Source organism: Bacillus cereus group sp. MYBK195-1 (genome assembly GCF_051916605.1).
Classification (GTDB): domain Bacteria; phylum Bacillota; class Bacilli; order Bacillales; family Bacillaceae_G; genus Bacillus_A; species Bacillus_A cereus.
Genome location: NZ_JBQAGZ010000005.1, coordinates 241,331 through 255,274 on the forward strand (window position 1 = coordinate 241,331; position 13,944 = coordinate 255,274).

Sequence of the window (13,944 nt, forward strand, 5' to 3'; positions counted from 1 at the left end):
TAGAAAAAATGTTTGAATATAAAAAGGCTCGCTTTTAAAATGGAAAGTACTAGTCATTTTGATAGATAGGGGCGTACACAAGTGCTATTACAATATTTTACAATCAAAGACTACGGCGAACACGAAATCGTCATTCAAAAATCAAGATTTATTTGTTATATTAGCCGAGCAACGACTGAGGAAGAGGCTCAAGAATTTATACAAAAAATAAAAAAACAACATTGGAATGCAACACATAATTGTTCCGCTTATTTAATTGGCGAACAAGATCATATTCAAAAAGCAAATGATGACGGCGAGCCTAGCGGTACAGCTGGCGTACCAATGCTAGAGGTACTTAAAAAACGTGGACTAAAAGATACCGTTGTTGTCGTAACACGCTATTTTGGTGGCATTAAACTTGGCGCAGGTGGATTAATTCGTGCATATGGAAAGTGTACAAGCGAAGGCATTAATCATGTCGGTGTTGTCCAGCGAAAACTAATGCGTGTGATGCAAACCGAGATTGATTACACATTACTTGGCAAAGTGGAAAATGAATTACGCAATTCAAAATATGCCATTAAAGATATACATTATCTAGAAAATGTCACATTTGATACGTATGTAGAAGAAGACGGCAAACAAGCATTTACAGATTGGATGATTGAATTAACAAACGGGAAATGTACAATTACAGAAGGAAATATGTTGTACTTAGAACAAGATGTTATCTAAGCATAACCCATTTATCACCTTCAAAGATTAATGTAGTGAATTACTTCCCTACAAATGAACTAACGAACTAACGAACTAAGGAGATTATATATGGAAGAACGTTATTATCATCTCCAAAATAGCAGAATAAAAAAGAAGCGAAGAAGGAAACTTTTCTTCTTCCTTATTTTCGCATTTTTATTTGGCAGCATAGGAGTTTATGTGTTAAATTCTTACTCTTCTCTTATGGGGATGTATAGTGGTTTTACTCGTGAAAAATCAGATTTAAGAAACAAAGATGTAGAAATTACAAAGGAACCTTTTACAATTCTCATTATGGGTATAGAAGATTATGCGACAGATGGTCAAAATGGTCGTACAGACTCATTAATGTTCGCAACAGTCAATCCAAAAACGCAAAAGATTTCACTTATGAGTATTCCTCGTGATTCTCGAGTTAAAATTGTTGGCAAAAATAAGGAAGACAAAATTAACGCTGCCCATGCTTACGGCGGAGAAGAAATGGCAATCAAAACTGTCGAAGGCTTTCTAAAAGTTCCTGTAGACCATTATCTGAAAATTGATTTCCAAGGCTTTAAAGGTATCGTTGATGCTGTTGGCGGCGTTACCGTTGACGTACCCTTCGATTTCTGGGAGCGCTCTGACGTGGATTACTACAAAAAAATTCAATTTAAGCAAGGACAGCAAAACTTAAACGGTGAAGAAGCACTTGCTTATGTCCGTATGCGAAAGCAAGATCCAAATGGCGATTATGGTCGAGCTGCTAGACAAAGACAATTACTGGCCGCTGTTGCCCAAAAGCTAAACTCCACCTCTACTGTATTTAAAATTAAAGATTTAACAGCTGTCGTTGGAAAATATATAAAAACCGACATTCCTATTTCAGACGGACTTGCTCTTTACAATAAACTTTCTGGATTTGATCCTTCTACAATGCAAACGTTAAAGCTTGAAGGCGAAGACAAAAAGATAGGCGGTATTTATTACTTCCTTCCAGATCCAATCAGTGTAGAAACGGTGCGTAACGAAATTGAAAAAGAATTAGGAGAAAAAGCAAAAAACCCAACTACAAAAAACAACTCAAATCCTGATTCAAATTCAAATTCAAATTCAAATTCAAATTCAAATTCAAATTCAAATTCAAATTCAAGTTCTAATTCTAACGAACAAACAAAAAAAGAAACAAAACAAAATAAAACACCAACTGATCCGCCACCTTCTACAAATGCTCATGCAGAGTGGATTATGCGTAATCAGCCGTAACAAAAAGGCCCAATCTATGCGATTGGGCCCTTTTTATTTACTTATTAAAGTGTTGTAAAATTGCTTCTACAATGCGCTCTGATGCACGACCATCACCGTAAGGGTTAGATGCTTTCGCCATCTTATCATGAGCTTCTTTATCTGATAACAACTCATCAGCAAGGCCGAAGATTGTCTCTTCGTCTGTTCCTGCTAATTTCAGCGTACCTGCTTCAATACCTTCAGGGCGCTCTGTTGTATCACGAAGAACAAGAACTGGTACACCAAGTGATGGAGCTTCTTCTTGTACACCACCAGAATCCGTTAACATTAAGTATGAACGAGCTGCAACATTGTGGAAATCAATTACATCTAGCGGCTCAATTAAATGAATACGGTTATGTTCACCTAAAATTTCATTTGCTATTTCACGAACAACAGGGTTCATATGAACAGGGTACACAACTTGTACATCTTCATGTTTGTCAACAAGACGCTTAATTGCACGGAACATATTACGCATCGGTTCACCTAAGTTTTCACGGCGGTGAGCTGTCATAAGTACAAGACGATCATTTCCAAGTTTCTCTAGTACAGGATGACTATATGTTTCTTTTACAGTCGTTTGTAGCGCGTCAATCGCTGTGTTTCCTGTGATGAAAATACGTGACTCATCTTTATTTTCCTTCTGTAAGTTCGTTGCTGATTTTGCTGTCGGTGAGAAATGAAGATCCGCCATTACACCTGTTAATTGACGATTCATCTCTTCTGGGTATGGAGAATACTTATCCCATGTACGAAGGCCCGCCTCAACATGCCCTACTGGAATTTGATTATAAAAAGCAGCTAAACTTGCAATAAATGTTGTTGTTGTATCACCATGTACAAGTACAATATCCGGCTTCGCTTCTTTCATTACTTTATCCAAACCTTCTAAACCACGCGTTGTAACATCAATTAAAGTTTGGCGGTCTTTCATAATATTTAAATCGAAATCTGGCGTAATTCCAAAGATACTTAATACTTGATCTAACATTTGGCGATGTTGTGCTGTTACAGTCACAATCGATTCAATTTTTTCTGGGTGTTTTTGCAACTCTAATACAAGAGGTGCCATTTTAATTGCTTCTGGACGTGTCCCGAAAATTGTCATTACTTTTAAACGTTCAGTCATGTGATTGCCTCTTTTCTTTCACTAATTACAGCTTCTATTATGACATATAAAAATATGCATGAGTACATCCCTTTTTAACGCATAACAGAAACTTTTCTATTACAAATACTTTTTCTTCCCACCGAGTAATAATCTATCTTTTGTTTCTTAACATCTTCATCAGTATAACAATTTCTCCCATCAAATAAAATAGGCTCCCTCATAAGTTGTACGTACTTTTCTAACGGATAAGTTTGAATATCTCCCCATTCTGTTACGATAAAAACCGCACTCGCATCTCTAATCGATTCATCTATACATCTACTATATTGTATAGCATCTCCAAATATATTCTTTACATATTGAATTGCTTTTGGGTCATAAAGAACAATATCTGCACCTATATTAATTAATGCTTCTATTATAATAAGAGATGATGCCTCTCTAATATCATCCGTATTCGGTTTAAAGGATGCGCCAAGAACTGCAATTCGCTTTTTATTCATGTTCATAACTTTTTTCGCTTTTTCAATCAATAGCAGCTGTTGCTTATTATTTACTTCAATAACTGCTTTTAACAAACGAAAATCATGAGCAACATTTCCCGCAATTTGCACCAGCGCTTTCGTATCTTTCGGAAAACACGATCCTCCGTAGCCAATGCCCGCATTTAAAAAAGATGCACCGATTCTCTTATCCATTCCCATCCCTTTGGCAACATCCAATACATTCGCACCTACCTTCTCACATATATTTGAAATTTCATTAATGAAACTAATCTTTGTAGCTAAAAAGGCATTCGACGCGTATTTAATCATCTCTGCACTTTTAATATCTGTAACATACGTTTCTAAACATAATTCACTATACAAACTCTCTACTCTTCTTGCTACTTCTTCACTATCCGCTCCAATTACAATACGATCTCCATGAAAGAAATCATAAATACCTGAACCTTCACGCAAAAACTCTGGATTCGATACGATATGTACTGTATGCCTCCCTTTTAACTTCTCCTCAATCCATCCCTTCATTACATCATTTGTACCTACTGGAACTGTACTTTTCGTAACAACAATAATATCGTTCGTCGCATATAATCCAATATCGTTGCAAGCACTCTGAATATACGTTAAATCTGCCGTCCCATCTAATAAAGGTGGTGTTCCAACTGCAATAAATATAAACTCTACATCATCAAATGCCTCTTCTTTATTTGATGTAAAAGTTAAAGCATTATTCTCATATGCATAATTTATTAATTCATGTAATCTGGCCTCATAAATAGGTAAATCCCCTTGTTTTATCCGTTCAATTTTTTCATCATCTATATCAAAACATGTAACTGAATGCCCTAATTTTGCCAATCCTACTCCTGTAATCAATCCAACATATCCAGTACCTACTATCGTAATTTTCATTTCCTTTTCGCACAGGAATTTACAATAGAAAAGATATGAAATATAGAACTCTCCCTGCGCTTCCCCCTCTCATATTAAAAATGAGAAAACCCTTTTCCTTCTTCATTATATGAATTACTTCCCTTACTTTTTTTTAAGTTTTTGTAAAATTAAATGCACTATAAAGTAAAACTTAATCAGTGAGAATCAGACTGCCAGGTCACGCGTGATAAATTCCCACATTTTAACACGAAACTTACTCATTTCTACGTGCAACACTTATAATACTGAAATAAAAGTATTCACTATTGAAGAAAAAGAGGAAATGTTACATTCCAAAGCCCAGTACGATTAACCTTCTTATATGATTCAACATTCTATATACAATTGTCATATATTCTATCCGCTTCCATTAACCGTAAAAAGAAAAAAAGATTGAATTCTAATCTTTTTGTGATACCATATGTTATGAGCCTGTAAATAAACATCATAATTTTCAGATAAATATATTTTCAAAAAAAAATTACGTTAGACTATAAAGGGTGGGGTATTAATGGACTCACAAGTGATTTATGCCATTTTGGCATCATTCATCACTGTACTCGTCGTTACTCCTTTAGTTATTAAATTAGCTTTTAAAATAGGAGCGACAGATAAGCCAAACGCACGTAAAGTGCACCAAAAGATTATGCCACGTCTTGGCGGGTTGGCAATATTTATTGGTGTAGCTGTAGGATTTGTTGTCGGCGGCTTATATGAACAAAGAATGTTATCGATAACGCTAGGTGCGATTATCATTGTAATCATCGGAATTTTAGATGATATGTACGAGTTATCTGCGAGAGTAAAATTCGGTGGACAACTGTTAGTTGCCATTATGATTGTAAAAAGTGGATTATTAGTGCAAGTATTATATATCCCATTCCTTGGGGATACTGAACTTGGATGGCTTGCTTATCCAATTACAGTATTTTGGCTTGTAGGTATTACGAATGCAATCAACTTAATTGACGGCTTAGATGGATTATCTGCTGGGATTTCATCTATCGTACTTGCAACGCTAGCATATATGGCCTTCACTAGCCCATGGGGTACTGGAACAGCTATTATCTTGCCACTTGCATTAATTATATTAGCAAGTACAATTGGATTTTTATTCTACAACTTCCATCCAGCAAAAATTTTCATGGGAGATACAGGAGCACTATTTTTAGGATACTGTATTTCTGTTATATCGTTACTTGGATTATACAAAAGTGTAACGTTATTCAGTTTTATCGTTCCAATTATCATTTTAGGTGTACCTATATTTGATACGATATTTGCAATCATCCGTCGTATCGTAAATAAAAAACCTATTTCAGCACCAGATAAATCGCATTTACATCACCGCTTACTTGCAATGGGATTCTCTCATCGCAAAACGGTACTAATTATATACGCATTCGGTATTTTCTTTAGTGTAAATGCCATTATTTTCACTAGTGCAACGTTATGGTTATCCATTATTCTTCTTTTCGCTTTGATTTTCTTCACAGAAATCATCGCTGAAATAATCGGGCTTGTACATGAACGCTACAAACCAATCATTTCCTTTTATAAAAAAGTGAAAAAACGCGAAGACTAATTGTAGTATAGCCTTTTCAATTATGAAATATTCAAATAGCATCCTCTTTCTTATAAGAGGATGCTATTTTTTATTCTCATTTTATATTTCCAAAATATAGATTGTTTGAGAGTTCCTCTATTGGAGAAAGATATACATAATAAGAAAAGTATCAAGTTTTCTTTTTTACATCTTGATTGTCAAACTGAGGGTGAATGTTATGATCAAGCGAGTATTTCAATGTATTATTTTATTTTTAACGATTACTATGTACGTATCATCTAATACTGAAGCAACAACTGTTATTCCTGCTGAATATCATCCAAATACTGAAACAACTTCTCCTACACAAAAAATTGCGTACTTAACATTTGATGACGGGCCAAACAAATATACTACACAGATTTTAAACATCTTAAAAGAAAAGAACGGAAAAGCAACTTTCTTTGTTATTGGCGGAAAAGTGCCACATTACACAAAAACGATGCAACGATTAATTAAAGAAGGTCATTATATCGGGCTCCACAGCATGTCACATGATGTAAAACGCCTTTACACTGGTGACCCTTCCACTTTAATTGCAGAAATGGAGCAAACACAAAGCATTGTCCAGCAAGTTACGAAATTAAATACACATCTCGTTCGCGTTCCATATGGTAGTATGCCTTACTTAAAAAAGAATTACCGTGACGCACTTGTATCGGCCCAGTATAAAATGTGGGATTGGACGATCGATACATACGACTGGAAAAGCTATGACAATCCTTCTGCCATACTCGAAAGAGTACGTAATCAAAGTGATGAACAAATCGAAGTCATTTTAATGCATGATTCGAGTGTAACCGTACAAATACTGCCAAAAGTAATTGATTATTTACAGTCACAAGGATACAAACTTCTTCCCTATAATCCTTCTTCTCATCTCAAGGTGAATTTTTGGAAAGACACAAGATTGTAACAGCTTTAGTGCCTATGTGCTAAAGCTGTTTTATTTTTCTCTTCCCACCCTTCCCATTTTTGTGTAAAATTTTAAATAGTGATGAAGTTTCGAGGTGAATAGAAATGAAACGAATAGATCTCATTTTTAACGCAATACAAAAAGGCAATTATACAGAAGGTGTTACCGCATCAGAACTCGCTACATTTCTGCAACTAGATCGCGCCAATGTAAGTAGCGATTTAAACAAACTTGTAAAAGATAAACGTTTATTAAAAACAAATACGCGACCTGTTCGTTTTTACATAGAAACGAACACTTCGTTGGAAACGCATTCAAAAGACATAACTTCATTAGATACATTTGCAATTGAAAATACGAGCCTTAAAATTGCAATTGAAAAAGCGAAAGCTTCTATTCTCTATCCTCCAAACGGTATGCATACTTTACTACTGGGAGAAACAGGGGTCGGAAAGTCTATGTTTGCTTCTTTAATGCACGAATATGCAATTGAAGTTGAACAGCTTCCCAAAGATGCACCATTTATCGTCTTTAACTGTGCTGATTATGCAAATAATCCACAGTTACTACTCGGGCAATTATTTGGGATTAAAAAAGGCGCTTATACAGGAGCAAGTGATCAAAAAGGGTTAATTGAAAAAGCACATGAAGGAATTCTTTTCTTAGATGAAGTACATCGCCTGCCTCCAGAGGGACAAGAAATGCTTTTCACCTTTATTGACCGCGGAGTATACCGCCGCCTTGGAGAAACAGAGAACGAACGTAAAGCACAAGTATTAATCATTACTGCAACAACAGAAGAACCAAATTCATTTTTATTAAAAACATTTACAAGACGTATACCGATGACTGTTACGCTGCCACCACTTCGTGAGCGTACACATAAAGAGCGCTTTGCTTTACTACAGCTATTTTTCACAAATGAAGCAATTCGTCTGCGAAAAGACATTCACGTTAGCCCAAATGCAATGCGTGCTTTCGTCTTTTACAATTGTCCCAATAACATTGGTCAATTAAAAACAGATGTTCAAATTGCCTGTGCGAAAGCCTATTCTGATTTGGTCACAAAGAAACGTGATTCTGTCTATGTTTCAAGTACAGATTTACCTTGGTATATGAAAGAAGGATTGTTCATTGAAAGGAAGAGCCGTCACTTATACCAAATACCAAATGAAACATTTGTATTTACAGGTGAGGAAGGTTGGAGTAATCATAAAACAGAAGATGAAAAACGCTCTTCTATTTACGATTATATTGATTATAAATACGAAGAACTTCAAGCACGTGGTATTGAAGAGGAAGAATTAGAATTACTAATAGAAAATGATGTTCAAAGCTTTTTCGTACAATATTTTAACCAAATATCAAAAAAAACAAGCCATGAAAATGTTTTTAAAATTGTGGATCGTAATATCGTTTCCGTATGTGAAAAAATAGCGGAACTTGCTGAAAAGCATTTATCTAAGACGTTTGATGAAAAAGTATTTCTCGCTTTAAGTTTACATGTACAGACAACTCTACAACGTTTACAAAGCGGAAAACAAATACATCACCCACAATTAAATCAAATTCGTACGAAATATAAAGAAGCTTTTTCCGTAGCTATGCAATGCATTCAACTACTGGAGGAAGAATTACAAATAACAATGCCTATTGATGAAGCTGGCTTTTTAACAATGTTCTTCGTTGTTGATCCAATTCCTGCCTCACAAACAGAAGTAAAAGTATTAATATTAGCACACGGTAATGGCATCGCAACTGAAATGGCAAACGTCGCAAACGAACTTCTCGGCATTGAGGAAGTAACCGGTATTGATATGCCGTTACACGAATCACCGAAAGATTTCTTGGAACGTGTGAAAGTGTATATGAAAACACTACAAAATGTAAATGGGCTTCTCTTACTTGTCGATATGGGGTCACTTGCTTATATCGGTGACATATTAGAAACGGAGTTCAAAATCCCTGTACGTGTTCTCTCGATGACGAGCACACCACACGCACTAGAAGCAGCTCGAAAAGCTCAGCTCGGTTATTCATTAGATGCGCTGTATGAAACAGTAAAAAATTTAACACCATTTTACTTAAACGTACAAGAAGAAAAGAAAAAACCTCTCTCTCCAATGAAATCTGTTATTTTAACAGCTTGCTTAACTGGTGAAGGAAGTGCTTTAGCTATTCAAAAAATGTTAGAGAACTATTTACGATTTGATAAAGACTTAATTGAAATTATTCCGATTAGTATCGTCCATGAAAAAGATTTAACGAAAATGATTGAGAACATAAAAAAAGAGCGTAACATCATTTGTATCGTCACGAATTTCGATGTGCAAGTACCATGCTTAACATATCATTTCCAAGACATCGTAAACTACACAGCGATTCAGCCCATTCAAGAATTAATTACGTATGAAGAAACATATGCAAAAATGGCGGATATTCTTGAACAACAAATGCAGCGTAACGATGGAGCATTACTAATCAAAACAATTCGTTACGCATTAAATACAATTCAGGAATTAATTTCCTTACAGCTAACTCCTGATAGCTTAATGGGTGTTATTCTGCATATGAGCTGTATGGTTGACCGTCTTCAAAAAGGAGAAAGCCTTCTTCCTCACCCTGATAAAGAGAAAAGAAGACAAGATGAGTACTGGATGTATATGAAAGTAAAAAAAGCATTGCAACCAATTGAAAACACATTTGAAATACAAATACCTGATGACGAAGTATTTTATGTTATGGACTTCTTTATTAAAAATCAGCCTGTTAAAAATTAATTGAGGCAATTTTTAAAAATATCGACCGTAACGTGAGTTATATCAGCGATTATTGAAATATATCGGCGCAACTCAGATTATATCAGCGATTTTCAAAATATATCGATTTACCGACAATAATTGCTAAAACTAGCACCTTATATAATGAGAAAAGGCTGTTCCAACATATGGACAGCCTTTTCCTCTATTTCTTTACTTTTCTAACTCGCCCTCTTATTTCTCCTCTTTTTTGTGATTTCGTATGGACATTAACATATACATTTGCTTGAATAATTTCTTGAAGTAAATGTACAAATGATTTCCCTTGTAAAGGTCCCTCAAAATCCTCCACATTCACTACACCAGTAATACTTCCCTCGTTCAAGCTAATCCCTTGCTCCAGTGGACCATACAAATATAAAACAACAGGACCAATTTGAGTAGACTTCCCTAAATGAATTTGACACGATGTAACCTTTTCTATATTTTTTAGTATTACTCTGTAATGCAATTTCGTTAAATCATCACTAAAAATAAACTCTGCTACCCCAAAAGCTTCTGTATTTACAGGAGGCACTTCCCTCTTACCTGTTAACCTGGCAAAGAAATGTGTTGTCATAAGGCATTCTCCTTATATAAATTTCCCAGCACTACTTCTACTACTTTATGGTTTAGACATAATCATTTATGACTTTTTCAATTTTAATTACAAAGAAAAGATTCACAAAATCTTTACATTAGATTTGTTCCTTTTGCTTTACCACTTCTTGTATAATGCACATAGCAAAAACATTCTAGGAGGTTATTTTGAAAAAAAACAAACACACCTTTCACACATTATTAGAGATTTTTCTCGTCTCATTTAAATTAGGACTTACTTCATTCGGCGGTCCTGTCGCTCATCTTGGTTATTTCCACCACGAATACGTGCAAAAAAGAAAATGGATGGATGAAAAAAGTTATGGAGACTTAGTAGCACTGTGTCAATTCCTTCCTGGCCCTGCCAGCAGCCAAGTCGGTATGGGTGTTGGATTATTACGGGGCGGGCTTTTAGGAGCTATTATTTCATGGATTGGATTCACTTTACCGTCTGTCCTTGTTTTAGTTTTCTTCGCCTCATTCCTTAATCAGTTCGATCTTGGGAGTGCTGGCTGGATTCATGGACTAAAACTTGTAGCAGTCGCTATTGTCGCTCACGCCATATGGGGAATGGCGCAAAAGTTAACTCCAGATCGCAACCGTGCGACGATTGCGATTGTAACTGCCGCAATCGCCTTATTATGGCCAAGTAGCTGGACGCAAGTGATCCTCATTATAATATGTGGCTTTATCAGCTGGTTTTTATATCGCAACCAACCAATTAGCCAATCTCAACATATAAAAGTACCTATTTCAAAAAAGATAGCAGTTTCTTGTCTCGTCTTATTCTTTGGACTCTTACTACTGCTACCAATATTAAGACCGTTCTCTTATTACATCGCTTTATTTGATAGTTTCTATCGCTCTGGCGCACTTGTATTTGGAGGAGGACACGTCGTGCTGCCCCTTCTTGAAGGTGAGTTCGTACAAAACGGCATGATGACGAAAGAACAGTTCCTAGCTGGATACGGATTAACACAAGCAGTACCAGGACCACTATTTACATTCGCCTCGTATATAGGAGCAGTGTTAAACGGGACGATTGGGGCAATACTCGCAACAATTGCGATTTTCCTCCCTGCTTTCTTACTCGTTATTGGTGTTTTACCATTTTGGAACAGCGTGAGAAAAATATCATTCATACAAGGCGCACTACTTGGAGTCAATGCCGCTGTTGTCGGTATTTTAATTGCCGCTTTTTACGATCCCATTTGGACGAGTACAGTTATGAATGCTTCAGATTTCGTTTTCGCTTCGCTTCTTTTTTGCTTACTAGCTTTTTGGAAAACACCACCTTGGGTTATCGTTATACTCGGGGCATTTGGCGGATATGCTCTATCCATTTTATAAATAAAAAACGACGGCATGATGTAGCCGTCGTTTTTCTATTAAAACTTCACAAGCTCTATTCCTTCTGGTAATTCGCTCTCTGTTAAAATACGCAATTCCTTCACACGATCCATTACGTAAGAAGAACGCTTCACAAGCTCTGGATCAATATAGGCTGGATGAACCATAATTTCTACCGTTTGTTCACCTTGTACTCTTTCTTTTAACTTCACAAAGTAATCTTCCGTCACACCATCCGCATAAAAGTCACTGTAAAATACATCAGAAAATGGATGCACCGCTCTATCTTCCCCACAACGACGAATTGGAACATTATATTTAGCTGCTAATCTCTCAAGAACATCGTGTAAGATCGGTAATCCGTGTACATGATGATGACTATCTAAATGAGTTGGTGTTAATCCGTAAGATAGGAATTTCTCAATTTGAGCAGTCCACTCTCTCTCAACTTCTTCTGGATTTATATTCCCTTCCCTTACAACACTTTGTTTATGAAACGATCCGTCGCTACCTACAAGTGATGGTACGTCTCCAAGAAGTGGTTCCCCTGCTGTTAATACGAGATGTACGCCTACTCCGAGTAGGTTATACTCTTTCGCTAAGCGTACCGCATGCTCTGTTCCTGGCATATTCATCATCATCGTCGTTGAATTTACAAGTCCATTTATATGCCCATCAATAATGCCGTAATTTGTACCTTCTGTAAGACCGAAATCATCTGCATTTACAATTAACTTAATCATCATAATACCTCCTAATAGAATAAAAAAAGCGGGCTAAATAGCGCCGCTTTTACTTCTCTACCTTTTTAAAGAACTGTGGAAGATATTCTTTATGTGCTTCCAACATTTCATCTAAAATTTGTTTTGCAACTGTATCTGATGGTACAAGTGGATTGATTGTCATAGCAAGCAGCGCCTTATGATAATCCCCTGTAACAGCAGCTTCAATTGTTGTGCGCTCGAATGATTTAATTTGTTGTACTAAACCGCGAACTGGTACTGGAAGGTCTCCAACTGCAATTGGTTTTGGACCTTCTTTCGTAATAATACAGTTCACTTCAACAGCTGAATCATGTGGCAAGCTTGCAATTGTTCCGTTGTTTCGTGTATTAACAGGCTGGATATCACCTTTATTATTGTAAATAGACGTAATTAAGCTACATGCTGCATCACTATAATAAGCTCCGCCACGTTTTTCTAATTGTGGTGGTTTAATATCTAAGTTCGGGTCTTTATATAACTCAAATAAATCATTTTCTAATTGTTTTACTACTTCTGCACGTGTACCTTTTTCAACAGAAGCCTCTTTCTCTTCTTCTAACATTTCACGTGTTTTGTAGTAGTAACGATGGTATGGACATGGAATTGCACGAAGGCCGCGAATAAAGTCTGGTTCCCAGTTAAGCGCTGCGATATTTTCCATCGTAATTTGCTTTTCTGGATCTGTCACAAGCTCTAACACACGATCCATTACACTTACGCCATCTAAGTATACATCTAGTCCGTATACCATATGATTTAAACCTGCGAAATCAACGTGGACACGACTTGCATCTACTTCAAGTAATCTTGCAAGACCCATGCGGATTCCGATTGGAACGTTACATAGACCAACTACTCTTTGAATATTTGTATAACGAAGGACAGCCTCTGTTACCATACCAGCTGGATTTGCAAAGTTAATTAACCATGCATTCGGACAGAGCTCCTCCATATCTTTACAAATATCTAAAATAACAGGAATCGTTCTCAACGCTTTGAATAGACCACCAGGACCATTTGTTTCCTGACCGATTACATCATATTTTAACGGGATTGCTTCATCTTTTGCACGTGCTTCTAATAAACCAACGCGAAGTTGTGTTGTTACGAAGTCAGCATCTTTTAATGCCTCACGGCGATCAAGTGTTAAATGTACCTCGATTGGTAAACCTGATTTTTTCACCATACGTTTTGCTAAGTTACCAACGATTTCTAACTTTTCTTTTCCTGCCTCAATATCTACTAACCAAATTTCACGAACAGGAAGCTCATCATAACGCTTAATAAATCCTTCAATTAACTCTGGTGTATAACTAGATCCACCGCCGATTGTAGCAATTTTAATTCCAGTCATGC

The 13,944-nt window shown here is 36.3% G+C and carries 11 protein-coding genes; 6 read left to right on the plus strand and 5 right to left on the minus strand.

The annotated features are described in order from the left end of the window. Positions 1-81 precede the first annotated feature (81 nt). The gene (locus ACTFRY_RS21250; RefSeq protein ID WP_098616231.1) at positions 82-717 is read left to right on the plus strand and encodes a YigZ family protein; all 636 of its coding nucleotides are present in this window, start codon (positions 82-84) and stop codon (positions 715-717) included. Between the two features lie 90 nt (positions 718-807). Continuing rightward, a complete protein-coding gene (locus ACTFRY_RS21255; RefSeq protein ID WP_440032420.1) occupies positions 808-1,980 on the plus strand; it encodes an LCP family protein in 1,173 nt (390 codons plus the stop codon). A 37-nt stretch (positions 1,981-2,017) separates the two neighbouring features. Here the strand turns inward: ACTFRY_RS21255 and wecB are convergent, their stop codons facing one another. Both wecB and ACTFRY_RS21265 read right to left on the minus strand, forming a co-directional pair. Further along, a complete protein-coding gene (wecB, locus tag ACTFRY_RS21260) occupies positions 2,018-3,133 on the minus strand; it encodes a non-hydrolyzing UDP-N-acetylglucosamine 2-epimerase (RefSeq protein WP_000140145.1) in 1,116 nt (371 codons plus the stop codon). Between the two features lie 74 nt (positions 3,134-3,207). Further along, on the minus strand, positions 3,208-4,533 hold the full coding sequence (locus ACTFRY_RS21265; RefSeq protein WP_000704918.1) for a UDP-glucose dehydrogenase family protein: 1,326 nt from the start codon (positions 4,531-4,533) through the stop codon (positions 3,208-3,210). Between the two features lie 532 nt (positions 4,534-5,065). On the opposite strand from ACTFRY_RS21265, the gene ACTFRY_RS21270 reads away from it, so the two are divergent. From ACTFRY_RS21270 to ACTFRY_RS21280, 3 genes are all read left to right on the plus strand, one after another. Further along, a complete protein-coding gene (locus ACTFRY_RS21270) occupies positions 5,066-6,139 on the plus strand; it encodes a glycosyltransferase family 4 protein (protein WP_000378319.1) in 1,074 nt (357 codons plus the stop codon). 199 nt (positions 6,140-6,338) lie between these two features. Then, positions 6,339-7,076 (plus strand): polysaccharide deacetylase family protein, encoded by a 738-nt coding sequence (locus ACTFRY_RS21275; RefSeq protein ID WP_016118900.1) that lies wholly within the window; start codon positions 6,339-6,341, stop codon positions 7,074-7,076. Between the two features lie 104 nt (positions 7,077-7,180). After that, complete coding sequence (locus ACTFRY_RS21280; RefSeq protein WP_000820967.1) at positions 7,181-9,856, plus strand: PRD domain-containing protein; 2,676 nt, start codon at positions 7,181-7,183, stop codon at positions 9,854-9,856. A 184-nt stretch (positions 9,857-10,040) separates the two neighbouring features. Here ACTFRY_RS21280 and exsM read toward each other — a convergent pair whose 3' ends face one another. Then, the gene (exsM, locus tag ACTFRY_RS21285) at positions 10,041-10,454 is read right to left on the minus strand and encodes an exosporium regulatory protein ExsM (protein ID WP_000207046.1); all 414 of its coding nucleotides are present in this window, start codon (positions 10,452-10,454) and stop codon (positions 10,041-10,043) included. 188 nt (positions 10,455-10,642) lie between these two features. Here exsM and ACTFRY_RS21290 point away from each other — a divergent pair, with 188 nt between their 5' ends. Continuing rightward, positions 10,643-11,824, plus strand: coding sequence for a chromate transporter (locus tag ACTFRY_RS21290; protein WP_016118902.1), 1,182 nt, complete (start codon positions 10,643-10,645; stop codon positions 11,822-11,824). A gap of 38 nt (positions 11,825-11,862) precedes the next feature. Here the strand turns inward: ACTFRY_RS21290 and chbG are convergent, their stop codons facing one another. Together chbG and celF are read right to left on the minus strand one after the other, a co-directional pair. Then, positions 11,863-12,567, minus strand: coding sequence for a chitin disaccharide deacetylase (gene chbG, locus ACTFRY_RS21295; RefSeq protein WP_000593488.1), 705 nt, complete (start codon positions 12,565-12,567; stop codon positions 11,863-11,865). 49 nt (positions 12,568-12,616) lie between these two features. Continuing rightward, positions 12,617-13,942, minus strand: coding sequence for a 6-phospho-beta-glucosidase (gene celF / locus ACTFRY_RS21300; protein WP_000145763.1), 1,326 nt, complete (start codon positions 13,940-13,942; stop codon positions 12,617-12,619). Positions 13,943-13,944 lie beyond the last annotated feature (2 nt).